We start from the raw sequence: 25,066 nt of genomic DNA on the forward strand, positions 1-25,066 counted from the left end.
GGTATTTATGAGTCTAGTTTATTAGCATTAACCCATTAACGGAATTTTCACAACAACGGGTAAGCGCCAAAAGAAAATCTAACTTGGTTCTGTGACGAATCAATGACTTTGTACCACGCTACATCAGAAGACCTGAATAATCACATACAAGTTCCCGTGCTTTTGCTACAGAATGTAAAAATGTCGTTAACATGACAAACTCGCATTTTTCATCATAGAAATCTAAAAATATCTTTGACCGAACCTGACATTTCTCGACTGTGTTGACTTTTCGAGGATAAATCCATTCAAAAGATCAACACGACATCACCACATTGGTATAAAATACAGCCTGAATTTTTTGATGACACAGGAAAGATCGGCAATGGCTGAATACGTATATACCATGTCTCGGGTGAGCAAAACTGTTCCACCTAAGCGTCAAATCCTTAAAGACATTTCTCTTAGCTTTTTCCCTGGCGCTAAAATCGGTGTTTTAGGTCTGAATGGTTCAGGTAAATCTACCCTACTGCGTATCATGGCTGGTCTTGATACCGACATTGACGGTGAAGCTCGTGCGCAACCTGGTCTTAATGTTGGTTACCTTCCTCAAGAACCTGTTTTAGACGAATCTAAAACCGTTCGTGAAATAGTAGAAGAAGCCGTTGCTGACGTTGCTGACGCACTCAAACGAATTGACGCTGTCTATGCCGCCTACGCAGAACCAGACGCAGATTTCGATGCACTTGCTAAAGAGCAAGGCGAGCTAGAAGCTCTGATCCAAGCAAAAGACGGTCATAACTTAGAAACCGTTCTCGAGCGTGCAGCCGATGCGCTTCGTCTTCCTGAGTGGGATGCAAAAATTGAATTCCTTTCCGGTGGTGAGCGTCGTCGTGTTGCTATCTGTCGTTTGCTTTTAGAAAAGCCAGACATGCTATTGCTTGATGAACCAACGAACCACTTGGACGCTGAGTCTGTTGCATGGCTCGAGCACTTCCTTGTTGATTACAGCGGTACTGTTGTGGCGATTACCCACGACCGTTACTTCCTTGATAACGCTGCAGGTTGGATTCTTGAACTTGACCGTGGTGAAGGTATCCCATGGCAAGGTAACTACACCTCTTGGCTAGAACAAAAAGATGAACGTTTGAAGCAAGAGAAATCTGGTGAAAGCGCTCGTCAAAAGACCATTGAGAAAGAACTTGAATGGGTACGTCAGAACCCTAAAGGCCGCCAAGCTAAATCTAAAGCTCGTATGGCTCGTTTTGAAGAACTAACCACAGGCCAATACCAGAAGCGTAATGAAACAAATGAATTGTTCATTCCACCAGGTGAGCGCTTAGGTGATAAGGTTCTGGAAGTTAAGAACCTAACCAAATCATTCGGTGACCGTGTTCTTATTGATGACCTGTCATTTAGCATGCCTAAAGGCGCAATCGTGGGTATCGTCGGTGCCAATGGTGCCGGTAAATCTACACTATTCAAAATGCTAAGTGGCACTGAACAACCGGATTCAGGTACGGTAGAACTGGGTGAAACAGTAAAACTCGCCTCAGTAGATCAGTTCCGCGACAGCATGGATGACACCAAAACCGTATTCCAAGAAATTTCTGAAGGCGCTGATATCATTAAGATCAACAGCTTCGAAATTCCAGCTCGTGCGTACTGTTCACGTTTCAACTTCAAGGGTAACGACCAGCAGAAAATCATCGGCGAATTGTCTGGTGGTGAACGTAACCGTGTTCACCTAGCAAAACTGCTTAAAGCCGGCGGTAACGTATTATTGCTCGATGAACCAACCAATGACTTGGATGTAGAAACATTGCGTGCGCTTGAAGAAGCTCTGCTAGAGTTCCCAGGTTGTGCCATGGTTATCTCGCATGACCGTTGGTTCTTGGATCGTATCGCTACGCATATCTTGGATTACCGCGATGAAGGTCAAGTGAACTTCTACGAAGGTAACTACACTGAATATACTGAATGGTTAAAACAAACCATTGGTGCACAAGCGGCAGAACCGCATCGCATCAAGTACAAGCGTATCACTAAGTAATCTCAATTTAGAATGACAAAAGGCTACCTTCGGGTTAATGCCGATCGTTTAGCTACTTGAACGATCCTCCAGAGGCCTCATAATCGGTCGTAACGTAAGTTACGGCCGATTTTTTATGTCTGAGTTTTCAAAAGAGTTACAGGTTACCGCAGAGTTTTGCCACGAACGTCCAATCGATGTGTTTAATAAACACATTCCTTGGGAATGGGTTGAAGAAGCTGTTCAACAAACTGGACGAGTATCGCTCAGAAAGCGACGCCTCCCCGCAGAGCAAGCTGTTTGGTTAGTATTAGGGATTGGGCTCCAACGTAATCGCTCCATTCAAGATGTCTGCGACAAGTTGGAGTTAGCATTCCCTGATGTAGATGGTGAACTCACACCTATGGCAACAAGCAGTATTATCAAGGGGAAAGAACGCCTCGGCGATAAACCTATGCGTTACTTATTTAAAACTACAGCCCAACAGTGGGAGCAACAATCAGACTTTGACGAAGTTTGTGGCTTAAAGCTTCTTAGTGTCGATGGAACGTATTTCAAAACTCACAATACCGAAGAAAATCAGCATTTTGGGTTTGCTCAAAAAGGTGCATCATTTCCAAGCGTGTTGGCAGTAACATTAATGTCTACACGTAGCCACCTTGTGTCCGATGCTGCTTTTGGACCAGTAACAAACAGTGAAATATCATATGCCCAACAACTTGTGGGGTCAGCACCAGATGACTCATTAACACTTTTTGATAGAGGGTTCACTTCTGCGGAGTTATTTACCAGCTGGCAGGGTGCTAGCAGTAACAGCCACTGGTTAACACCAATCAAAACCAAAATGCGCTATGACATAATCGAGAGTTATACTGATTATGATCATCTCATTGAGATGCCTGTTTCACCACAAGCTCAAAAGCAGACTCCCTATCTTGGCAAGAGATGGCAAGCACGCCTTATTCTAATTCCAACCCCTAAAGGTGAAATCAAAGGCTTCATTACTTCGTGCTTATGCCCTGAGCGCTATCTGTTTGATGACTTAGTTAAAGTGTATTGGGAGCGTTGGGAAATCGAACGCAGTTACGGCGAACTAAAGCAGTATCAGTTACAAAACAAACCAACATTACGAAGTAAGAAAAAAGTCGGGATATATCAGGAGCTATGGGGAATATTAACCAGCTATAACATCGTGAGGCTGGAAATGGCTGAGATGGCTAAACAACATGAAGTTGAGCCTCTACGGATCAGCTTCATTAATGCCTTATTTTTGATTATGGATGAGATGATTTGGGCGAGCGACACTCGAAGTCCAGGAGCGATACCAAAAAACTTAAAAGCTCTCAGGGACAATGGGAAGCGGCTTATTCTCCCCAAGAAACGGAAAAGGAAACCATACCCCAGAGCGGTTTTAAAAAAGCCAGCCCGATACCCCAATAAACATGCCACTCGCTCTTAAGCGAGTGGCATTATCCTTCGGGTGGCCTTTTTTATATCGCAAAAAGAGCAATACACTAAGCTGAAGCAAGGATTGTTTAATTCCATCACAATTTTGTGCTGTTGAGCACAATTATTACAAGACAAGCGCTATGATTAGAATTAGACCATTTTGTATAAATAGAGAGCCAATTATGATTGAACGCCGCCGATTTTCTCGAGTGATTTACCAAGCACCCGCCGAACTCAAGCAAGGTGATGTGGTTCTTAGTGCTAATTTACGTGACCTTTCCTTGCACGGTTTACTACTTTCATCACCTGATGATCGAGACAAGCTGGACCAAAACTTACCGATGGACGTACACTTTACCCTGCCAGAAAGCGATGTTGTGTTATCATTGGAGGCCGAAATCGTCGAGCTAAATGACAATTACATTCGAATTAGCATTCAACATATTGATATAGATAGCATAAGTCATTTAAAAAGGCTTATTGAACTTAACGTTGGCGACGAAACCCTTTTACACAGAGAAATTGAGCAACTATCCGATTTAGGTGCTTAAGTAGTAGAACAATGCCTAACAACTCGATACAAATTTCGATACCAACTCGAAATGGAAAAGAATATTTCCACATGACAAGAAAGGCCGTTTGGGCCTTTTTGCTTTTTATTACCTTTAGCCCTGCACTGCTCGTTTATGGCTATTTTTACTCTATCGATTATCAAGAAGTTCAAAATTTAAAGCTCAACCAAATGGAGTTGAATTTTGAATCTGCGCAGCAACAAATTGGTTATCTTGATGGTAAAAGTGAACAGTTCGAAACGCTTTATCAAGCTCAGATAATAACTAACCACAGCTTAGCTCAGGAACTCGAAGACAAAAAAGGTCAGATAGTTAGCCTAGGCCAACGTGTGAATGATGTTGAAACTGTGCTGGGTCTTAGTTACGACGAGAGCCAAAATTCAGATCTTTCTTTGGAAGATAGAATTGATGCAGCAGCCATTGATTCAGCGGTTCGTGCGACCCTATTTCGCCTCATACCGAATCAAGCTCCCATGGAATTTCGCCGAATTTCATCGGAATATGGTTACCGTACCCACCCTATTACTAAAAAACGCCACTTTCATCGAGGGTTAGACATGACTTGCCAAACTGGCGAGCCAATATACGCACCAGCCGATGGTGTGGTTGAGTTTACTAGGCCAAGTAATCAAGGCTACGGTAACTATTTGAAACTCCGTCATTCATTTGGCTTCATGACCTCTTATGCTCACATGAAGAGTTTTAATGTTCGAAGCGGTCAGTTCATTAGTAAAGGGGATTTAGTAGGACAATGCGGCAACTCCGGGATCTCTACCGGTGCGCACTTACATTACGAAGTTCGATTTTTGGGCCGCACACTCAATCCCGCAAACTTTGTAAACTGGAATGCCGAACAGTTCGACCAAATGTTTGAAAACGAACGCAGCATCAATTGGAGTGCTCTGCTTGATGTCGTAAACAAGGTGGTTAAACAGCAAGTTTTGTTGACCCAACAGCCGACAGAACAGAGTTCACTTGAATCTGAAACGATAGTCGCCCCAGAAACCGCCAGCAATACTTCGGTAGATATGGCGATAACTCAGTAGCCGAGATATCAACCTCGATACAAACAAAAAAAGAGCGGATATCCGCTCTTTTTAATTTGAAAATTGACCGCTCGTCATTAACCGCGATGCAGCGCGTCATTCGCTTGTTTCAGTAAGCTTTGGCTCTCGCTCATAAATTGCTGTGAGTAATCACCAAACCACTCGCCTACCTGTTCAAAGCTTTCAACGAAGGCTTGCTTATCTTTTGCCTCTAATACGCTGATCGCTTGACCAAAGCAGTGATGGAATCGCTTGATCATCGCGATGTTCTCTGGCGACGACATAATAATATCAGCATATAGGTTGGGATCTTGTGCAAACAAACGTCCCACCATTGCCAACTCCAAACGGTAAATTGGCGAGCTAAGTCCAACTAAAGTATCAAGATTCGGGTTCTCACCACTTAGGTGTAAACCGTAAGCAAATGAGGTGAAGTGGCGAAGCGCTTGAATTAATGTCATACCTTGATCGTGCTCTTGCGCATCAATGTGACAAAGACTTGCCCCCCAGATTTCAATTTGCTTAAGCAGCCATTGGTAAGCATCGGCTCCACGCCCATCACAATACACCACGACTTGCTTAGCCAAACTTGGAACATCAGGACCAAACATAGGATGTAAACCAACAACTGGGCCATCATGTGATGCCAGCATAGCTTTCAGCGGCTCTGACTTAACAGAGGTTAAATCACACAATATGCAGTCGTTCGGCAAATTAGATAACTTGCCAATCACACTCTGAGTTAAATGGATCGGTACCGTGACCACAACGAGGCCGGCACCATCTAGAATTTCATCAGAGCGATTCCAATCCTGGCTGCCTAAAATTTTCACTTCATAGCCCGAGAGCGTAAACATACGAACAAACACGCTACCAAGCTGACCATGACCCCCCACAACCACTACAGTGCCAAGGTCTGGCTTCAAACACTTAAAGCCAGAATCTTTTCCACTGGTATAAGACTCGCGCATAGTGCGGCGAAGTATGTCTTCTATTAACTGTGGTGGAACGCCTTGCTTCTCAGCTTCAGAGCGCCTTGAGGCCAACATTGATGCTTCTCGTTCGGGAACATAAATCGGCAATCCATGCTTACTTTTTACTTCACCGACTTTTTCAACCAAAGCCAAACGTTGAGCAAGCAAATCAAGCATCTGCTTGTCGACAAGATCAATTTGATCCCTTAATTCATTCAGTTCAACGGCCATCCCGTACTACCTTATTAGTCCTTCAAACGATTCTGTAAAAACGGCACAAGCTCTTGGTGTGCGTGCTTCAATAGTGCCTCAGTTGAGTCCCAATTGATACATGCATCCGTAATAGACACGCCGTATTTCATTTCATTTAATGGAATATCCGACGGCTGATTGCCTTCATGGATATGACTTTCAATCATTAGACCAATAATCGAACGGTTACCTTCACGGATCTGATGAATCGCATCTTCGGCAACCAGCGGTTGTCTACGGTAATCTTTACGAGAGTTCGCATGGCTACAGTCAATCATTAAGGCTGCATCTAAACCTTGGCCTGCCAATTCCTGCTCGCATTCATTGACCGACACTGAATCGTAGTTTGTTTGTTTTCCACCACGTAAAATAACGTGTCCATCAGGGTTACCCTGTGTGGTTAGAAGTGCAACTTGACCATCACGGTTGATACCCATAAAACGATGGCTTGAAGAAGCGGCTTGCATTGCATTGACGGCTGTCGATAAGCTGCCATCAGTGCCATTTTTAAAACCAACAGGCATCGATAAACCACTGGCCATTTCACGGTGTGTTTGAGACTCTGTCGTACGAGCGCCAATCGCTGACCAGCTAAAGGTGTCACCTAGGTATTGTGGACTGATTGGATCAAGCGCCTCTGTTGCCAGTGGAATTTCCATTTCAGCCAGTTGAACCAATAAGCGACGAGCCACATGCAGACCATGCTCTATATCAAATGTACCATCTAAGTGCGGATCATTGATTAGTCCCTTCCATCCCACCGTAGTACGAGGCTTTTCAAAGTAAACTCGCATCACAAGGTAAAGTTGGTCTCCCACCACCTCTTGAAGTGCCTTTAAGCGTTTAGCGTATTCAAGTGCAGCATCAACATCATGAATTGAGCAAGGGCCACACACCACGAGTAAGCGATGATCGGTTTTCTTAATAATATTGGAGATATCCTGACGCGTAGACTGAATGAATTGGCGCCCTTTTTCACTCAACGGCAGTTTTTCTTTTAGCTGGTTAGGAGTAATTAGAACTTGTTCGCCGCTTATATGGATGTTGCTTAATTCACTTTTTTGCATCTCTACACCTGTAAACTTTAAGTTACACCCATGTATTTTAATGGGCTTATCAATCTCTATAGATGATAAAATAACAGCATATAGGCACTTTTCAAGTGTAAATTTAAAAAACATTAGTGTAAATTTAAATTTACACTTAATATTTATTGTCACTATCACCCTATTTTAGAGAAAAGTCCCTTAAAATGAGATAAACCAACCTCGACTACGTGTGTATATGGATCTCATTCTTTCACTGCTGCAGCAAATGTGTGTCTACCTTATGCTCGCATACATGCTTAGCAAGACACCGCTCTTTTTGCCACTGCTGAATATATCAACCAGACCAAGCCATCGCCTAGGGTGCTATGTGGTGTTTTCTCTATTTTGCATTATGGGTACCTACTTTGGTTTGCAGATCAATGATGCCATTGCCAATACTCGTGCGATTGGTGCCGTTATGGGGGGATTGTTTGGCGGGCCTTTCGTCGGATTTGCAGTGGGACTTACTGGAGGATTGCATCGATATAGTCTCGGTGGGTTTACAGACATTGCTTGCGCGATTTCCACTACAGCCGAAGGGCTAATTGGTGGCCTGTTACATAGCTACTATCTACGAAAAGATAAACGAGATCAGCTCTTTAATCCGATGATTGTTTTCTCCATCACCTTGTTTGCAGAAATCGTTCAAATGCTGATTATTTTACTGGTCGCCAAACCGTTCGACCAAGCATATGAACTGGTCTCTGATATTGCGGCGCCAATGATCATTGCGAACTCTGTCGGTGCAATGCTATTCATGAGCATCATTCAGGATAGAAAAACCATCTTCGAGAAATACTCTGCCACGTTTTCACGGCGGGCTCTGACGATTGCGGAACGTACTGTTGGGGTATTAAGTGATGGCTTTAATACAACCAATGCAGAGAAGATCGCGCGAATCGTTTATGAGGAAACCAATGTTGGAGCCGTCTCTATTACCGACAGAGAAAAAATCCTCGCATTTGTTGGCATAGGTGATGACCACCACAAACCCAATACCCCCATCTCATCTCAATGCACGCTAGACTCAATTGAGAAAAACGACATTATTTACCTTGATGGTACCGAGACTCCGTACCAATGCTCTCTTTCTCAAGATTGTAAATTGGGCTCAGCGCTTATCATTCCTCTTCGTGCAGGTAGTGAAGTGGTCGGTACAATCAAGCTGTATGAGCCAAAGAAAAAACTCTTTTCAACCATTAATATGTCGATGGCAGAAGGGATCGCTGAGCTGCTATCTAGCCAAATACTCTATGGCGATTACCAACAACAACAAACCTTACTCACTCAAGCTGAGCTTAAATTACTGCATGCTCAAGTTAACCCGCACTTTTTATTTAATGCTCTAAATACAATCAGCGCAGTCATCCGCCGAGATCCCGATAAGGCTCGCCAGCTCATTCAGCACCTATCACAGTTCTTTCGCAGTAATTTAAAACAGAACATAGAAACGGTTCGGCTTAAAGAGGAATTAGCACACGTTAATTCCTATTTAACCATTGAAAAGGCGCGCTTTAGCGATCGGCTCGACGTAAAAATAGACATCGAGGAACAGCTGCTGGAATACACTATTCCCAGCTTCACATTGCAGCCTTTGGTCGAAAATGCCATTAAGCACGGTGTCTCTCACCTCCTAGAGGGCGGCCAAGTTCACATTTACAGCCAACCGCTAGAAAAAGGGGTGCGCATCATAGTCGAAGACAATGCAGGCAGTTATACTGCTCCGCCAGAAGACCACCAAGGATTAGGGCTCGATATCGTCGATAAAAGGCTTACGCACTTGCTGGGTAAAAATTCGGCTCTGAAGATCGATTGCAAATCCGATTGCTATACTAGGATGAGCTTTGTTATCCCAACAACTACATGAGGCTATTATGCTAACTGCCATCGTCATAGATGACGAATTGTTTGCTCGAGAAGAGCTGATAGATCTTCTCAATGAGACCAAGCAAATTGATGTGATTGATCAGGCAAGTAATGCGATTGAAGGATTAAAGAAAATCAATGCGCTAAAGCCCGATGTGGTTTTTTTGGATATTCACATGCCACAAATATCAGGGATAGAACTGCTTGCGATGCTCGACCCCGACACCATGCCGAATGTGGTTTTTGTAACGGCTTACGACCAGTATGCCTTGCAAGCCTTTGAAGACAATGCTTTTGATTATCTGCTAAAACCTATAGAGCCTAATCGGCTGAAAAAAAGCGTCGCGCGTTTAACAAAAACCTGCGAACTAAAATCTCAACCAGATATCAGCACCATTACGCCAAGCACATTAAGCCAAGTTCCGTGTATCGGACACAACCGAATTGTCATTATCCCAATTGTTGACGTTGAATTCGCCTATACAGATATCAGCGGCGTCCAGATTAAAACCGCAGAGCAAACCGCCACCAGCCAACTGACCTTAAAAGTATTGGAACAAAAAACACCGCTATTGCGCTGTCATCGCCAGTATTTAGTGAACACTAAATGTATTAGAGAAATAAAGCTCTTAGAACACGGATTAGCAGAAATCGTCACCGTAAGTGGTCATCCGGTTCCTGTTAGTCGACGATACTTAAAAAGCCTCAAAGAAACATTGGGGTTTCACTAGTCTGTTTTACTATGCCTATTAAGGGGTTGGAACTGCCACACTTTAGAGCCACTCACAGCGGCTCTAACCTGTCTGCACTCCTTAATCAATCGGAGGCTTCATCGCTTCGCTCGCCAGCTTCCATTCATTACTCAACTTAAGATCCGCCAAACTAAATGACTGAGATTTCAACAAAGAATCCGCTTGCAGTACGCGGGTAATTTCAAGGTTATCTAAGACATCAATAGCGGAAGGTCGATGATTACACATCAAGACCATATCACAACCAGCGTCCAGTGACTGTTTAGCTCGTTGCGCTGCGCTGCCCATGATTTTAGCCCCTTCCATACCTAAGTCATCAGAAAATACGATGCCTTTAAAGCCAAGCTGTTGGCGCAGTACCGTCTTCAACCAGAAGTCACTGCCGCTGGCAGGCTGATCATCATAGTGAGGGTAAATCACATGAGCAGGCATCATTGCGTCGAGCACGCCAGCATCAATTTGAGCTTTGAATATCGCCATATCTTGGGCAAACACGTTGTCACGAGGATCAATAGGGGTTTCTACGTGAGAGTCGGCAACCACGTTGCCATGACCAGGAAAATGCTTACCTGTTGTCGCCATACCGGTTTGCTTCATGCCTTGCATAAAAGCGGTACTATAAGAAACGATAGACGCAAAGTCTTCACCAAATGCTCGGCTACCAATGGCTTTACATTCGTGCCCCTGATCCAGCACTGGGGCAAAGCTCAAATCGATATCATGTGCAATTAACTCTGCCGCCATGAGCCAACCAGCTTGCCTTGCCAGCTCAACACCATTCTTTTGCTTAGCAAAATCTTGCGCGGCGGGAATTCGGCTAAACCCCTCTTTGAAACGCTGAACTCGACCACCTTCTTGATCAACGCCAATCAGAATTGGGCGATTCGCCGCTTTACGGATCGCTTTGTTTAACGCCAATAGCTGCTTATTATCGTGATAATTTCGCGCAAATAGAATGACGCCACCAACGGTTGGGTGCTGCAGAAGCTCTCTTTCTTCTGCATCCAACTCACAACCTTCTACATCTAGCCAAAGCGGTCCCATTTTTATCTCCAAGCATCGTATAAATTTCGCTAAGTTATCGAGACTATTCGGTTTAATTTTGCATTACAATGGTTTTGCATCGCTTTTTAAGGAACGAATGAATGAAAGACGCAGAGCTTTATATCGGAGTAATGTCTGGCACAAGTATGGATGGTGTCGATTGTGCACTGGTTAGCATTAAAAATGATCAAGTAATACTACTAGATCATCACTTCACTCCCATGCCCAGCAAGCTAAAAAAACAGTTACTTTCTGTGTGCCTAAATCAGTCAACCAACATAGAAACGGTTGGCCGCTTAGATCATCAACTCGGACACTTATTTGCCGATGCGGTTATCTCACTGCTACAAAAGAGCAATACCAAACCAAGTGATGTCGTCGCGATTGGTAACCATGGTCAAACATTGTTTCATCAGCCAACAGGCTCTACGCCATTCACTATGCAGTTAGGCGATGCCAATATCATTGCCGCAAAAACCGAGATAACAACCATTGCGGATTTTCGCCGTAAGGACTTAGCCTTAGGAGGGCAAGGAGCGCCGCTAGTACCGGCATTTCATCGTGCTTTATTTGAAGCCAAAGATGCCAGCGTTGTGGTGCTCAATATTGGCGGGATCTCTAATATTTCAGTACTGCATCCAAACAAACCTGTTATTGGCTATGATACTGGCCCAGGTAACATGTTAATGGACGCGTGGATTTACGCTCAACAAGGCAAGAAATACGACCATAACGCCGAGTTCGCCTTAAGTGGACAAGTGAATAACGCGTTAATTAATCAACTTCTCGAAGAATCCTACTTGTCACTCTCAGCCCCTAAAAGCACCGGTCGCGAGTTATTTAACTTAGAGTGGTTGCACGCTCAGTTAGCACGATTTTCTACTCAACAGGAATTAGCTTCCTGCGATGTCCAAGCCACTTTGACTGAATTCACTGCGGTCAGCATTACAAATGAAGTACGCAAATACGCATGCGGGGTGCAACCTCAGCTCCTTGTTTGTGGAGGCGGTGCATGCAATCCATTACTGATGCAACGTTTACAACAATTGCTTCCAGAATGGTTAGTTGATATCACGAGCAATAAAGGGGTAGACAGCGATTATATGGAAGCCATGGCATTTGCGTGGCTGGCCTATCGTAGGCAGCATAACTTGCCAAGTAATGTACCAGAAGTCACCGGGGCGTCACGACTCGCTTCTCTGGGAGTAATCTATCCTGCTTAGGAGCGGCTGAGTATAAAACAACACACTAAACTACATAACAATATAAAAATAAACATCGTCAGTTTAAGGAAAATACAACCATGACCAATGATGCATTGATTACAGCGCTTTCTCACTTAGTTTCTGAAGGGCGAAATCCAGAAACTATGGATATCGATTTACTTTCTTCACTTGAAATCGTAGAGAAAATTAATCAACAAGACAAACAAGTACCGCTTGCAGTAAAACAAGTGCTGCCACAAATCGCTCAAGCCGTAGATGCCATCACAAGTGCCTTTTCTGAAGGTGGTCGATTAATCTATTTTGGGGCAGGAACCAGCGGTCGATTGGGGGTATTAGATGCTTCCGAATGCCCACCAACCTTCGGTGTCCATGACCAAATGGTAATAGGCCTCATTGCTGGCGGAAAGGACGCGATGTTTAAAGCAAAGGAAGGGGCTGAAGACTCAGAGAGCTTAGGGCAAGAAGAACTCATCTCAATCAATCTAACGGCAAAAGATGTCGTTGTAGGTATTGCCGCGAGCGGCCGGACACCTTATGTTATTGGCGGGCTAAATTACGCCAATCGCCTCGGTGCAAAAACCGTAGCGGTCTCTTGTAACCCCGCCTCTCCGATTGCTGACATTGCCAATATTGCCATTAGCCCTGTTGTTGGACCTGAGGCACTAACCGGATCGACTCGATTAAAATCAGGCACTGCGCAAAAGCTTATTCTCAATATGCTCACAACAGCCAGTATGATCCGCTTAGGTAAGAGCTATCAGAACTTAATGGTCGATGTTAAAGCCACCAACAAAAAGCTGGTCGCCCGTGCGGTACGGATTGTCATGCAAGCGACCGATTGTGATAAAACAGAAGCAGAAGCTGCGCTCATTCAATCTGATTACGACGCCAAAGTCGCTATCTTAATGCTGCTCACAGGAGTCGATGTCAACACAGCAAAACATCAACTCGACCATCAGCAAGGCTTTTTGCGTCAGGCCGTTAATGCTCTAGATACAAGCACATAACCTCACCCAACACGCAACTTCGTAATGTAAGGGAGTATCTCTCTTACATTGCGTATAGCTAATCCAGCTTTTGCTTATTTTCTCACACTTTATTGCCACTTTTTCTGCTAGCTTTATACATTCCGATAACATAATGCCTATACTTACACAAAACATTGGTAGAGATGTGTATTGAGCAGCCTATTCAAACTTCTACACAATGACATTTTCACACTGACCGAGCATCACCAAATAGGCATGAAAACCTGAAAAAAACAGCCCAAAACCGAGAGGACATGCATGCCATTGGTTCGCAAAATTCGTCAGCGTTTTCTGACCGTTTCAATGTTAATATTCATTTTTTATTATGTTGGTACAGCAATTGTTGGCTATACATTATTTCAACAACATCAAATGGGCAGCACTTGTTATTTAGCTTACCCTGTATTGATGCTTCTCGCGTTTCATGCAAAACAAGAAAGATACAAAAATATTGCAGGGCTTGCCTCTCTCGCTCTCTTTTTTATTGGCAGCCTACTTGAACCGCTCTCAATCGACAATGTAGAAGAAGCTTTCATTCTCGTCCCCCTGCTCTATCTGGTGCTCTATCCTGCAACCATTTGGCCAATACTAGTTTGTGTTTTACTCATTTCTTCTTACCTACTGGATTTAGAACCAAGTGAGTTTGGTGAGTTTATTGAAGATGCTATTGAACTTATTTTGATCACCTCCTTTGCTACCGTTATGGTCTACTTCCAACGCCAAGCAAACATTAAATCAGCACATTTTAAACTGGAAAGTGAAACTGACTTTCTGACTCAAGTGGGCAATCGAAAAGCCTTCTACTTACACTTGACCAAAATAAAGTTGTTAGATCACCCCACTAGCCCGCACGTACTCTTGCAAATCAATATCGATAATTTCAGAGGTGTAAATGAACAATTTGGTCAAAATATTGGTGACCAGTTACTCAAAAACCTCTGTAAAAAGTTAGATACGCTAACCAATAACAACATCAAGTTATATCGAACGGGTGGCGATCTATTTTCTCTGATTCTCTTTGCTCAAACCGACCAAAAGAGTGAAGCAACCTCACTCGCCGAGTCAATATTAGAAATCACGAAACAAAGTGCCAGCATACTAAATAGAACACACACCCTCACCTCTAGTATTGGTATTACGCATTTTCAAGACTCTGAAAACCAAGTCGACATGTGGTGCAGAAACGCTGAATTAGCGATATCTTCAGCCAAAAAGCAAGGCGGAGGTTGTTACGCGTGGTTTGATCAGAAAATGCTAGAGCGAAAAGCTCGCCGATACTTGATTGAAAAAGAACTTGAAAGTGCCTTGGAAAAACATCAATTCAGTTTGGTGTATCAGCCTAAAGTGAAACTCGATAAGGGACAATTCACCGACGTTGAAGCATTAATTCGCTGGAACCATCCCACTCTAGGGTTTATTAGCCCTGCCGAATTCATCCCTATTTCGGAAGGAAGCCAAAAAATTGTTACCATTGGAGAATGGGTGATAAACCAAGCGTGTGAGCAAGGTAAGTACTGGCTTGACCGCGATATGGCAATTTCAATATCAGTAAACGTGTCGACGGTACAGTTCTCTAACTGCGATCTTTTTTCAACCATTAAAGATGCTCTGTTTAGAACTGGGTTTCCCGGAAAGCTGCTACAAATAGAAATAACCGAAACAGCGATCATGAATTCTTACACCCAAATTGTAGAAACTTGTCAGAAACTAAGAACACTCGGGATCAGAATTGCTATTGATGATTTTGGTGTTGACTACTCTTGTTTAAATTACTTAAGACGCCTGCCAATCGACGTCCTTAAAATTGATAAATCTTTTGTCGATGACTGCATTGAAGACCCAAAGGCTCACATGTTAATTAGAACGATTATTCAATTGGGACATAACCTGAACTTAATCGTAACTGCGGAAGGGGTAGAAACCGACATGCAGTGCTCTTTGCTAGCCAGTGAAGGATGTGATAAGTACCAGGGTTATTTATATTCGAAACCAGTAGCACCTGAAGCTCTAGAGATCCTATTCTCAACACAAGAAGCTCCACTACCACATAAAACCGAGACCACGAAACCATTAATAAATAAATGAGGGAGCCCAACAAACTCTAACAGCAACGAATTAACCGCTAACCTGTTACGAACAAATGCTCCCTGAAAAAGTCAGCTTCTTCGATAATCATAAAATGGAACGTTATTGGGTGCCTTTTCCATGCGACCAACCTCTTTGCCATTCCATACGAAATTTCTGAGCATCTTCTCGCCCTTCACACACACCTTCATAGTAAGTACCCGAGACCCCAATTTGAAAAGCATGATCAGGGTCGCAATACAAATCGACACCGGCTAAATACCCTTCATCGTAATCTGAAAGTTGCACTTGCCCGAGATCACTAAGCATTTGATAGGAACGTTGTGTTCGACCTTTAATACCGTCGGAATAGCCAATTTCATACCAATCTCCCGATTTTGCCAGATCAGCCTCACTACTTACACACCCTGCAACTAACCCGCATACACCAAGAATTATGATTATTTTTTTCATTATTTGTCCTAACTAAATCAACCACTTGTTAAGTGTAGTCGGTATAGCTTCAAAATACACAAAGATATGCAACCAAACTGACCGAGACGTCCATCGCCTAAACTCACGAAACCACTTAATCAGCTTCCTTACCGCTTATTTCTCCATTCTACCACTAACGGTCAATCCGAATGCGGTTGCCTGGAAGCTGAATTATTATCAATGCTGAGAATTTCATTTATACATAGGAAGTGAACAATGTTGTGGTTTCTATTTTGTGTTGCCGCGTTACTGGGTGGATATTTTATCTACGGTGCTTTTATCGAGAAGATATTTGGCATTAACGAAAACCGCCAGACCCCTGCTTATACCAAGCAAGATGGTGTCGATTTCGTACCCATGTCCAACAAAAAAGTGTACTTAGTTCAACTGCTCAACATCGCAGGTGTTGGTCCAATTTTTGGCCCTATTATGGGTGCATTGTACGGCCCAGCCGCAATGCTATGGATTGTAATCGGTTGTATCTTTGCTGGTGCAGTACATGATTACTTTTCGGGTATGCTATCAATTCGTAATGGCGGAGCATCAGTTCCAACGATTACGGGTCGTTATTTAGGCAAAGGCGCCAAACACTTTATGAACATCTTTGCCATTGTCCTATTGCTGCTCGTTGGTGTGGTTTTTGTATCAGCCCCTGCAGGCATGATCACAAACTTAGTCAATGACCAAACTGATTTCACCATGAGCATGACAACCATGGTTGGTATCATCTTTGCCTACTATGTCATCGCAACCATTGTTCCCGTCGACAAAATTATCGGTCGATTCTACCCATTGTTTGGCGCACTCTTAATCTTCATGTCTGTTGGTCTTATCACCGCGATTGGCTTCTCTGACGAGCACACCATCATGGGTGGCTTTGAAATCAGCGACATGTTTAACAACATGAACCCTAACGATCTTCCATTGTGGCCTGCACTATTCATCACTATTGCTTGTGGCGCTATCTCTGGCTTCCACGCAACACAATCTCCACTAATGGCTCGTTGTATCGAGAATGAAAAGAATGGCCGCTTTGTGTTCTACGGAGCAATGATTGGTGAAGGTATTATCGCATTGATTTGGTGTGCTCTAGCGTTATCATTCTTTGGTTCTGTTGAGTCTCTAGCTGATGCGGTAGCAAATGGCGGCCCAGGCAATGTTGTGTACAGCGCCTCATTTGGTCTTCTTGGTGTATTTGGTGGCGTGCTTGCTTTCCTAGGTGTGGTTATCTTACCAATCACTTCAGGTGATACTGCATTCCGCTCTAGCCGTTTGATCCTGGCTGAGTACTTCAACATGGAGCAAAAGTCACTGCGTAACCGCCTACTGATGGCGCTTCCGTTGTTCGTTATTGGCGGCATTTTAACTCAAGTTGATTTTGGTATTATCTGGCGCTACTTTGGCTTTGCTAACCAAACAACTGCGGTAATGATGCTTTGGACTGCTTCTGCTTACTTGCTTCGCTATAACAAATTGCACTGGGTAGCGACTGTTCCAGCCATTTTCATGACAACCGTTGTTATCACTTTCATCTTAAACAACAGCACTCTTGGTTTTGGCCTACCAATGCAAATATCAACGATTGTCGGCATTATTGGTTCACTTTCCATTACCGCTTATGTGATTAAGATTTCTAAAGGCAAAGGCGATACTGAGCTAAAAGATGATGATGAACCATCAAAACCTGCGGTTGAATCCACTCAATCATAACGCATCACTCTCATTCCAACGCTAAAAAAAAGGCTCCTGATTAGGATAATGCCGATCGTTTAGCTACTTGAACGATCCTCCAGAGGCCTCATAATCGGTCGTAACGTAAGTTACGGCCGATTTTTTATGTCTGAGTTTTCAAAAGAGTTACAGGTTACCGCAGAGTTTTGCCACGAACGTCCAATCGATGTGTTTAATAAACACATTCCTTGGGAATGGGTTGAAGAAGCTGTTCAACAAACTGGACGAGTATCGCTCAGAAAGCGACGCCTCCCCGCAGAGCAAGCTGTTTGGTTAGTATTAGGGATTGGGCTCCAACGTAATCGCTCCATTCAAGATGTCTGCGACAAGTTGGAGTTAGCATTCCCTGATGTAGATGGTGAACTCACACCTATGGCAACAAGCAGTATTATCAAGGGGAAAGAACGCCTCGGCGATAAACCTATGCGTTACTTATTTAAAACTACAGCCCAACAGTGGGAGCAACAATCAGACTTTGACGAAGTTTGTGGCTTAAAGCTTCTTAGTGTCGATGGAACGTATTTCAAAACTCACAATACCGAAGAAAATCAGCATTTTGGGTTTGCTCAAAAAGGTGCATCATTTCCAAGCGTGTTGGCAGTAACATTAATGTCTACACGTAGCCACCTTGTGTCCGATGCTGCTTTTGGACCAGTAACAAACAGTGAAATATCATATGCCCAACAACTTGTGGGGTCAGCACCAGATGACTCATTAACACTTTTTGATAGAGGGTTCACTTCTGCGGAGTTATTTACCAGCTGGCAGGGTGCTAGCAGTAACAGCCACTGGTTAACACCAATCAAAACCAAAATGCGCTATGACATAATCGAGAGTTATACTGATTATGATCATCTCATTGAGATGCCTGTTTCACCACAAGCTCAAAAGCAGACTCCCTATCTTGGCAAGAGATGGCAAGCACGCCTTATTCTAATTCCAACCCCTAAAGGTGAAATCAAAGGCTTCATTACTTCGTGCTTATGCCCTGAGCGCTATCTGTTTGATGACTTAGTTAAAGTGTATTGGGAGCGTTGGGAAATCGAACGCAGTTACGGCGAACTAAAGCAGTATCAGTTACAAAACAAACCAACATTACGAAGTAAGAAAAAAGTCGGAATATATCAGGAGCTATGGGGAATATTAACCAGCTATAACATCGTGAGGCTGGAAATGGCTGAGATGGCTAAACAACATGAAGTTGAGCCTCTACGGATCAGCTTCATTAATGCCTTATTTTTGATTATGGATGAGATGATTTGGGCGAGCGACACTCGAAGTCCAGGAGCGATACCAAAAAACTTAAAAGCTCTCAGGGACAATGGGAAGCGGCTTATTCTCCCCAAGAAACGGAAAAGGAAACCATACCCCAGAGCGGTTTTAAAAAAGCCAGCCCGATACCCCAATAAACATGCCACTCGCTCTTAAGCGAGTGGCATTATCCTGATTAGGAGCCTTTTTTACATCGAATACTTTTTATAAGAAGAAAGTTGCCATACTAATCAAGCTAACTCTCCATTCCCAACATAATTCGATCAATCAATTTGTTTAATTTGAAGCTCTTTCGGAACTTCAAAAAACATGTTTTCTTCTCGCCCTTGCAGCTCTTCAACGCCGGTTGCACCCAGCTCTTGAATTCGATCCAAGATCTGATTAACCAACTCTTCCGGAGCAGATGCCCCCGCCGTTACACCGATAAGGCTTTTGCCTTCAAACCATTTAGCTTCAATCGCCTCTGGGCAGTCAAGCAAGTAACCTTCTGTTCCTAGCTTTTCAGCCAACTCTTTCAAACGAGTTGAATTGGACGAGTTGGTGGAGCCGACAACAATCATCACGTCGACTTCTTTTGCCATCGCACGAACGGCATCTTGGCGGTTTTGCGTCGCGTAGCAAATATCGTCTTTACGTGGCCCTTGAATTTCAGGGAATACTTCACGCAGCTTGGTGATCACATCAGCCGTTTCATCAACCGATAATGTCGTTTGACTCACGTAATGGAAATTCGATGGATCTTTCACATCGAGCTTCTCTACATCATCGCTCGTTTCAACGAGGTACATGCCACCAGTATCACTGGCGTATTGGCCCATGGTTCCTTCAACTTCAGGGTGACCAGCGTGACCAATCAGCACCACCTCCATATTCTTTCGGCTCGCACGAGCCACTTCCATATGAACTTTCGTCACCAACGGACAGGTGGCATCAAATACCGTTAACTGACGCTGTTTCGCTTCTATTCTTACGGCTTGTGATACACCGTGAGCCGAAAATATTACGATATTGTCATCGGGTACTTCTGACAATTCTTCAACAAACACAGCGCCACGTTGCTTTAAGCCTTCAACCACAAAACGGTTGTGCACCACTTCATGACGCACATAAATTGGCGGTTTGTACATTTCAAGTGCGCGCTCAACAATGCTGATTGCTCTATCAACACCAGCACAAAATCCACGAGGGTTAGCTAACAGTATTTTCATTTAATTGCTCATAGCGAGTGTGTTATTAACAACCAGTGTCACCACTGCTTGTTTTTGTAATTTATTCTACAGACAAAATTTCAACTTCAAAAGTCACATCTTGCCCAGACAAAGGGTGGTTAAAATCAACGGTAATAGACTCACCACTGATGTCGGTAATGATACCTGGAATTTCAGCGCCATCTCGGCCACTAAATGCCATGATAACGCCAACTTCTAGGTTTTCCTGACCCGCGAATTTACTGCGTTCCATATAATGAACATTGTCAGGGTTCGGCTGGCCAAACGCATCATCAGCCGTTAATTCGATCGATTTGTTATCGCCAACTTGTAAGCCTAGTAAGCAACGTTCAAAGTTTTCACTTAGACTACCATCACCCACCATCAGCTTGGCTGGTTTACCCATACTGTGGGTACTATCGGCTACAGAGCCATCTTCTAATTTGATAGTGAAGTGAAGCGTTACTGCGCTATCTTGTTTTATTGTTGTCACAGTTGAGTTCCTTTCAGTGCTACAGGGCGGCCACAATGACCCAATCCCCTGTTATATTAAAAAGCGCTCTCCGAATCAACGGACAGCGCTTAGGGTTATTCACATTCTGAGAGCAATTACTTTTCGTCGCTTTCTTTTTTTCGGAAACCGTCGAGTATGATCATCGCCGCACCAATGCAAATAGCTGAGTCTGCTAAATTAAATGCAGGCCAGTGGTAATTACCCCAAAAGACATCAAGGTAATCCACAACAAAGCCATGCACGACACGATCAAACACATTGCCCATCGCACCACCAATAATGAGTGCATACGCAATGTTGTTCCACTTTTCCTTCGCTGGCAGCTTGCTCATCCAATAGGTAAGCATGCCGCAGACACCGAAAGCAATGCCAGTAAACAGCCAACGCTGCCAACCGGCTTGATCGCTTAAAAAGCTAAACGCAGCACCATAGTTATGGACATAGAGTAGGTTAAAGAATGGCAAAATTTCTATTCTGCCATTCCAGCCATACACCATGTTATCCATCACCACCAACTTAATGGCGATGTCAGCAATGAACATCACGACCGCTAGCCAAAGCCAGCGAACGCCCGATTGCTTGATAGACAGTGCTTGTTCATTACTCATTAGGCAAACTTACGCTCTTCGCCTTCGCCTGCAACGTTAGACACACAGCGACCACAAATTTTCTCGTGACCTTCTGTTTGACCAACGTCCGCCGTGTAGTGCCAGCAACGATCGCATTTTTCAGCTTCGGTTGCCGCTACTTCTACGAATAGACCTTCAACGTCTGTGGCTTGCGCTGCATCAGACTTCTCTGACAACGGCTTAAGAACCGCTTGCGATGTCAATAGAACAAAACGCAGCTCATCTTCAAGCTTATTGATGTTAGCAGCCAATGCGTCGTCGGCATAAAGCGTCACTTCAGCTTGCAAAGAACCACCAATGGTTTTTTCTTTACGAGCATCTTCTAGTAACTTATTCACTGAACCACGAACAGCTTGGATTTGTGCCCAAAACTCTGTGTTTAGTTCTTCAGCTTCAGAAAGCTCGACCAAACCTTGATACCATTCGCCAGTGAAGACAAATTTATCACGTGCACCTGGCATTTCATTCCAGATTTCATCCGCTGTGAACGACATAATTGGTGCCATCCAGCGAACAAGCGCTTCTACAATGTAGTAAAGCGCCGATTGACAGCTGCGTTGAGCGTGACCGCCCTGCTTAGCTGTGTACTGACGGTCTTTAATGACATCTAAGTAGAAAGAGCCCATTTCAATTGAACAGAACTGCATCAAACGTTGTGTTACGGCATGAGTATTGTACTCGCCATACGCTTTAACAATTTCTTCTTGAGCAGCAAATGCACGGCCTACAGCCCAGCGATCCAATGCCACCATTTCTTCCGCAGGAACAAGATCTGTTTCTGGATTGAAACCGTTCAAGTTCGCTAAGAAGAAACGAGCGGTGTTACGGATACGACGGTAAGCATCGGCACTGCGTTTTAGGATTTCATCAGAAACCGCAACTTCGCCAGTATAGTCAGTAGAAGCCACCCACAAACGCAGAATGTCAGCACCAAGCTTATTCGTTACATCTTTAGGTGCCACGACGTTACCGATAGATTTAGACATCTTGCGGCCGTTTCCGTCAACAACGAAACCGTGAGTAAGCACTTGTTTGTAAGGTGCTTCGTCTTTCATCGCAATAGATGAAATTAACGACGACTGGAACCAGCCACGGTGTTGATCTGAACCTTCAAGGTAAAGATCTGCGCTGTTGCCTGCGTATTCTTCACGCGTATCAACAACTGAGTAGTGGGTGACGCCTGAATCAAACCATACGTCCAGAGTATCGAGTACTTTTTCGTATTTTTCTGCGTCTTCAGCGCCCATCAAATCAGCAGCATCAAGATCCCACCAGGCTTGAATGCCTTTTTCTTCAACCAACTTCGCGACTTTTTCAATGAGTGCAGGGCTGTCTGGGTGCAATTCTGATGTTTCTTTGTGTACGAATAAAGCAATTGGTACACCCCAAGTACGCTGACGAGAGATACACCACTCAGGGCGACCTTCAATCATGCCTTCGATGCGGCTTTGACCCCATTCTGGCATCCACTCAACACTTTTGATTGACTCTAGCGCTTTAGCACGCAGGCCAGCTTGATCCATAGAAATGAACCACTGTGGAGTCGCACGGAAAATGATCGGTGTTTTGTGTCTCCAGCAATGTGGGTAGCTGTGCTCATAAGCGTGATGATGTAAAAGAGCGCCTTTTTCTTTAAGCACTTCAAGTACGGAATCGTTCGCTTTAAATACGTGCTGACCGGCAAATAGCTCGGTATCTGGCAGGTAAACGCCGTTAGAGCCAACTGGGTTTGCGACTTCAAGATCGTATTGCTTACCAACCACGAAATCCTCTTGACCATGGCCTGGAGCAGTATGCACTACGCCTGTACCAGAATCCGTTGTTACGTGCTCACCAAGAATGGCAGGAACCGTAAAATCGTAGAATGGGTGATTAAATTGAAGCAGCTCTAAATCTGAACCTTTGGCAAAACCTAAGTTGTGGAAATGTTCAATACCGGCACGATCCATCACAGATTTCGCCAGCTCTGACGCTAGGATTAAACGTTGCGCTTTTTGCTCACCGTGTGCTTCAACTTGTACAAGCACATATTCTAGGTCAGCATGCAGTGCTACCGCACGGTTTGCAGGAAGTGTCCAAGGCGTTGTTGTCCAGATAACAACAGCAACATCCCCTTCACCTTGATGGCCTTCAGGAGTACTGAATTTGCTTAATGTTGCCGCTTCATCGGCAGCAAGAAAGCGAACATCAATTGAAGGAGATACTTTATCTTGATATTCCACTTCAGCTTCAGCCAGTGCACTACCACAATCCGTACACCAGTGAACAGGCTTAAAGCCTTTAAGTAAGTGGCCTTGATCAGCAATTTTACCTAGTGCGCGAATAATGTTTGCTTCAGTACCAAAATCCATAGTGCGGTAAGGTTTGTCCCACTCGCCCATGATGCCAAGACGCTTAAAGCTCTCTTTTTGGCCTTCAACTTGGTTTGCTGCGTATTTACGGCACTCTTCACGGAATTCGCTCGCAGAGATTTTTTGACCCGGCTTGCCTTTCTTTTTCTCAACCATCAACTCAATTGGTAGGCCGTGACAGTCCCAACCTGGGATGTACGGTGCATCAAAACCAGAAAGTGTTTTTGATTTAATAATAATGTCTTTAAGAATCTTGTTCAGTGCGTGACCAATGTGAATATCACCGTTGGCATATGGAGGGCCATCGTGCAAAACGAAAGATTTTTTGCCTTTCTTAGCTTTACGAATTTCACCGTAAAGGTCTTCTTTGTACCAACGCTTAAGCATTTCTGGCTCACGATTGGCCAGATTTCCGCGCATTGGGAACCCTGTTTCAGGTAAGTTCAGGGTATCTTTATAATCACTCATCGATTCTTAATTCCGTTATATTGGGCGAAGTTAGACATTATATTAATCGGTGGAATCATCCGATTAACCATTAAGCTGACGCAGCCACACCCTCGCTGCCTCAGCATCCAATTCTATTTGTGCTTTTAAAGCATCAAAAGATTCAAATTTTTGTTCATCTCGTAGTTTATGCAGCAAAGAAACTTGCAGGGCTTTGCCATACAGGTCTTGTTGAAAATCGAACAGGTGAACTTCAAGCTGCTGCCGTACACCCTCTACCGTTGGACGTTGGCCAATATTCGCCACGCCACCAACCGCAACACGATCCTCAAAACTGGCTTGAACCACATACACACCGGATACTGGTGATACACAGCGTTTAAGCGGTATATTTGCTGTTGGGAAGCCAATAGTACGCCCCAGTTTTCGACCATGAGAAACTCGACCACTGATACTATAAGATCTACCTAATAGTTCGCTGGCTAGCTTCAAGTCATTACCGGCTAAGGCTTGTCTGATTTCCGTGCTACTTACACGCATATCTTGCACACAAAAACTTTGTGTACTGACCACCTCAAAGCCGTACTTAATGCCAGCTTGTTGAAGCATTTCAAAATTGCCCTGACGACCTTTACCAAAGCAAAAATCATCACCGACAACCAAGAATCTGACTCCTAACTGCCGAACAAGCAAATCGCCAATAAAGCGTTCCGCCGTTAAATCAGCAAAGCTAGCATTAAAATTAACACACAATAATCGCTCAATAGAGAGTTTATCTAACTGAGTCAGTTTGTCCCGCAGGCGTGTTAAACGCGCGGGAGCCTTATTACCGACAAAGAACTCCATAGGCTGAGGTTCAAAGGTCATCACAACCGCCGGCAACCCTAATTGGTTAGCCTTGTCAGAAACTTGTCTAAGCACCTGTTGATGGCCTAAATGTACACCATCAAAATTACCAATTGTTAATACACAACCTTTGTGACGAGGTTGAATATTGTGTATGCCTCGAATTAGCTCCATGAAAACTCTATCTATGACTCAGTTCGT

20 protein-coding genes are annotated in these 25,066 nt (G+C 44.0%); 11 read left to right on the forward strand and 9 right to left on the reverse strand.

Annotation, left to right across the window (positions count from 1 at the left end):
- Positions 1-364: 364 nt before the first annotated feature.
- The 4 genes from ettA (at position 365) to VTAP4600_RS11890 (ending at position 5,078) form a co-directional block, all read left to right on the forward strand.
- Positions 365-2,032 (forward strand): energy-dependent translational throttle protein EttA, encoded by a 1,668-nt coding sequence (gene ettA / locus VTAP4600_RS11875; RefSeq protein WP_102522986.1) that lies wholly within the window; start codon positions 365-367, stop codon positions 2,030-2,032.
- A gap of 115 nt (positions 2,033-2,147) precedes the next feature.
- Positions 2,148-3,470: an IS4 family transposase gene (locus VTAP4600_RS11880; protein WP_012397019.1), complete on the forward strand. Its 1,323-nt coding sequence runs from the start codon at positions 2,148-2,150 to the stop codon at positions 3,468-3,470.
- A 172-nt stretch (positions 3,471-3,642) separates the two neighbouring features.
- Positions 3,643-4,011 (forward strand): PilZ domain-containing protein, encoded by a 369-nt coding sequence (locus tag VTAP4600_RS11885; protein ID WP_102522987.1) that lies wholly within the window; start codon positions 3,643-3,645, stop codon positions 4,009-4,011.
- An 11-nt stretch (positions 4,012-4,022) separates the two neighbouring features.
- Entirely contained in the window at positions 4,023-5,078 is a 1,056-nt protein-coding gene (locus tag VTAP4600_RS11890) for a M23 family metallopeptidase (RefSeq protein ID WP_102522988.1), read from the forward strand.
- A gap of 77 nt (positions 5,079-5,155) precedes the next feature.
- On the opposite strand, the gene tyrA is transcribed toward VTAP4600_RS11890, so the two are convergent.
- Positions 5,156-6,283: a bifunctional chorismate mutase/prephenate dehydrogenase gene (tyrA, locus tag VTAP4600_RS11895; RefSeq protein ID WP_102522989.1), complete on the reverse strand. Its 1,128-nt coding sequence runs from the start codon at positions 6,281-6,283 to the stop codon at positions 5,156-5,158.
- Positions 6,284-6,297: 14 nt separating this feature from the next.
- Positions 6,298-7,371 carry a 3-deoxy-7-phosphoheptulonate synthase gene (locus VTAP4600_RS11900; RefSeq protein WP_102522990.1) on the reverse strand — a complete coding sequence of 358 codons (1,074 nt, stop codon included), beginning with the start codon at positions 7,369-7,371 and terminating at the stop codon, positions 6,298-6,300.
- A gap of 217 nt (positions 7,372-7,588) precedes the next feature.
- Here VTAP4600_RS11900 and VTAP4600_RS11905 point away from each other — a divergent pair, with 217 nt between their 5' ends.
- Positions 7,589-9,259: a sensor histidine kinase gene (locus tag VTAP4600_RS11905; protein WP_102522991.1), complete on the forward strand. Its 1,671-nt coding sequence runs from the start codon at positions 7,589-7,591 to the stop codon at positions 9,257-9,259.
- A gap of 7 nt (positions 9,260-9,266) precedes the next feature.
- On the forward strand, positions 9,267-9,989 hold the full coding sequence (gene btsR, locus VTAP4600_RS11910; RefSeq protein WP_102522992.1) for a two-component system response regulator BtsR: 723 nt from the start codon (positions 9,267-9,269) through the stop codon (positions 9,987-9,989).
- An 81-nt stretch (positions 9,990-10,070) separates the two neighbouring features.
- On the opposite strand, the gene nagZ is transcribed toward btsR, so the two are convergent.
- Positions 10,071-11,054 (reverse strand): beta-N-acetylhexosaminidase, encoded by a 984-nt coding sequence (gene nagZ / locus VTAP4600_RS11915; RefSeq protein WP_102522993.1) that lies wholly within the window; start codon positions 11,052-11,054, stop codon positions 10,071-10,073.
- 101 nt (positions 11,055-11,155) lie between these two features.
- Here nagZ and VTAP4600_RS11920 point away from each other — a divergent pair, with 101 nt between their 5' ends.
- The 3 genes from VTAP4600_RS11920 to VTAP4600_RS11930 all read left to right on the forward strand — a co-directional run bounded on the left by VTAP4600_RS11920 (position 11,156) and on the right by VTAP4600_RS11930 (position 15,393).
- A complete protein-coding gene (locus VTAP4600_RS11920) occupies positions 11,156-12,277 on the forward strand; it encodes an anhydro-N-acetylmuramic acid kinase (protein ID WP_102522994.1) in 1,122 nt (373 codons plus the stop codon).
- Between the two features lie 80 nt (positions 12,278-12,357).
- Complete coding sequence (gene murQ / locus VTAP4600_RS11925; RefSeq protein ID WP_102522995.1) at positions 12,358-13,287, forward strand: N-acetylmuramic acid 6-phosphate etherase; 930 nt, start codon at positions 12,358-12,360, stop codon at positions 13,285-13,287.
- A gap of 279 nt (positions 13,288-13,566) precedes the next feature.
- Positions 13,567-15,393 (forward strand): putative bifunctional diguanylate cyclase/phosphodiesterase, encoded by a 1,827-nt coding sequence (locus VTAP4600_RS11930; RefSeq protein ID WP_102522996.1) that lies wholly within the window; start codon positions 13,567-13,569, stop codon positions 15,391-15,393.
- Positions 15,394-15,495: 102 nt separating this feature from the next.
- Here the strand turns inward: VTAP4600_RS11930 and VTAP4600_RS11935 are convergent, their stop codons facing one another.
- The gene (locus tag VTAP4600_RS11935) at positions 15,496-15,846 is read right to left on the reverse strand and encodes a DUF2799 domain-containing protein (protein WP_102522997.1); all 351 of its coding nucleotides are present in this window, start codon (positions 15,844-15,846) and stop codon (positions 15,496-15,498) included.
- Positions 15,847-16,083: 237 nt separating this feature from the next.
- Here VTAP4600_RS11935 and VTAP4600_RS11940 point away from each other — a divergent pair, with 237 nt between their 5' ends.
- Together VTAP4600_RS11940 and VTAP4600_RS11945 are read left to right on the forward strand one after the other, a co-directional pair.
- Positions 16,084-17,577, forward strand: a complete 1,494-nt coding sequence (locus VTAP4600_RS11940) for a carbon starvation CstA family protein (RefSeq protein WP_102522998.1) — start codon at positions 16,084-16,086, stop codon at positions 17,575-17,577.
- A gap of 126 nt (positions 17,578-17,703) precedes the next feature.
- A complete protein-coding gene (locus VTAP4600_RS11945; RefSeq protein ID WP_012397019.1) occupies positions 17,704-19,026 on the forward strand; it encodes an IS4 family transposase in 1,323 nt (440 codons plus the stop codon).
- 107 nt (positions 19,027-19,133) lie between these two features.
- Here VTAP4600_RS11945 and ispH read toward each other — a convergent pair whose 3' ends face one another.
- The 5 genes from ispH to ribF all read right to left on the reverse strand — a co-directional run bounded on the left by ispH (position 19,134) and on the right by ribF (position 25,039).
- Complete coding sequence (gene ispH / locus VTAP4600_RS11950) at positions 19,134-20,078, reverse strand: 4-hydroxy-3-methylbut-2-enyl diphosphate reductase (protein ID WP_102522999.1); 945 nt, start codon at positions 20,076-20,078, stop codon at positions 19,134-19,136.
- A gap of 61 nt (positions 20,079-20,139) precedes the next feature.
- Positions 20,140-20,571, reverse strand: coding sequence for an FKBP-type peptidyl-prolyl cis-trans isomerase (fkpB, locus tag VTAP4600_RS11955; protein ID WP_102523000.1), 432 nt, complete (start codon positions 20,569-20,571; stop codon positions 20,140-20,142).
- Between the two features lie 116 nt (positions 20,572-20,687).
- Positions 20,688-21,200 (reverse strand): signal peptidase II, encoded by a 513-nt coding sequence (gene lspA / locus VTAP4600_RS11960; protein ID WP_102523001.1) that lies wholly within the window; start codon positions 21,198-21,200, stop codon positions 20,688-20,690.
- Entirely contained in the window at positions 21,200-24,040 is a 2,841-nt protein-coding gene (ileS, locus tag VTAP4600_RS11965; RefSeq protein ID WP_102523002.1) for an isoleucine--tRNA ligase, read from the reverse strand. The genes lspA and ileS overlap by 1 nt, the downstream gene beginning before the upstream one ends.
- A gap of 63 nt (positions 24,041-24,103) precedes the next feature.
- On the reverse strand, positions 24,104-25,039 hold the full coding sequence (gene ribF / locus VTAP4600_RS11970; RefSeq protein WP_102523003.1) for a bifunctional riboflavin kinase/FAD synthetase: 936 nt from the start codon (positions 25,037-25,039) through the stop codon (positions 24,104-24,106).
- Positions 25,040-25,066 lie beyond the last annotated feature (27 nt).

The organism is Vibrio tapetis subsp. tapetis (assembly GCF_900233005.1).
GTDB lineage: Bacteria > Pseudomonadota > Gammaproteobacteria > Enterobacterales > Vibrionaceae > Vibrio > Vibrio tapetis.

Coding starts and splice junctions, on each gene's coding strand:
- VTAP4600_RS11930 (WP_102522996.1), top strand. CDS start 13,567: ATGCCATTGGTTCGCAAAATTCGTCAGCGTTTTCTGACCGTTTCAATG.
- VTAP4600_RS11905 (WP_102522991.1), top strand. CDS start 7,589: ATGGATCTCATTCTTTCACTGCTGCAGCAAATGTGTGTCTACCTTATG.
- nagZ (WP_102522993.1), bottom strand. CDS start 11,054: ATGGGACCGCTTTGGCTAGATGTAGAAGGTTGTGAGTTGGATGCAGAA.
- lspA (WP_102523001.1), bottom strand. CDS start 21,200: ATGAGTAATGAACAAGCACTGTCTATCAAGCAATCGGGCGTTCGCTGG.
- VTAP4600_RS11940 (WP_102522998.1), top strand. CDS start 16,084: ATGTTGTGGTTTCTATTTTGTGTTGCCGCGTTACTGGGTGGATATTTT.
- ispH (WP_102522999.1), bottom strand. CDS start 20,078: ATGAAAATACTGTTAGCTAACCCTCGTGGATTTTGTGCTGGTGTTGAT.
- ettA (WP_102522986.1), top strand. CDS start 365: ATGGCTGAATACGTATATACCATGTCTCGGGTGAGCAAAACTGTTCCA.
- VTAP4600_RS11920 (WP_102522994.1), top strand. CDS start 11,156: ATGAAAGACGCAGAGCTTTATATCGGAGTAATGTCTGGCACAAGTATG.
- murQ (WP_102522995.1), top strand. CDS start 12,358: ATGACCAATGATGCATTGATTACAGCGCTTTCTCACTTAGTTTCTGAA.
- btsR (WP_102522992.1), top strand. CDS start 9,267: ATGCTAACTGCCATCGTCATAGATGACGAATTGTTTGCTCGAGAAGAG.
- tyrA (WP_102522989.1), bottom strand. CDS start 6,283: ATGGCCGTTGAACTGAATGAATTAAGGGATCAAATTGATCTTGTCGAC.
- VTAP4600_RS11945 (WP_012397019.1), top strand. CDS start 17,704: ATGTCTGAGTTTTCAAAAGAGTTACAGGTTACCGCAGAGTTTTGCCAC.
- VTAP4600_RS11900 (WP_102522990.1), bottom strand. CDS start 7,371: ATGCAAAAAAGTGAATTAAGCAACATCCATATAAGCGGCGAACAAGTT.
- VTAP4600_RS11880 (WP_012397019.1), top strand. CDS start 2,148: ATGTCTGAGTTTTCAAAAGAGTTACAGGTTACCGCAGAGTTTTGCCAC.
- ribF (WP_102523003.1), bottom strand. CDS start 25,039: ATGGAGCTAATTCGAGGCATACACAATATTCAACCTCGTCACAAAGGT.
- VTAP4600_RS11885 (WP_102522987.1), top strand. CDS start 3,643: ATGATTGAACGCCGCCGATTTTCTCGAGTGATTTACCAAGCACCCGCC.
- ileS (WP_102523002.1), bottom strand. CDS start 24,040: ATGAGTGATTATAAAGATACCCTGAACTTACCTGAAACAGGGTTCCCA.
- VTAP4600_RS11890 (WP_102522988.1), top strand. CDS start 4,023: ATGCCTAACAACTCGATACAAATTTCGATACCAACTCGAAATGGAAAA.
- VTAP4600_RS11935 (WP_102522997.1), bottom strand. CDS start 15,846: ATGAAAAAAATAATCATAATTCTTGGTGTATGCGGGTTAGTTGCAGGG.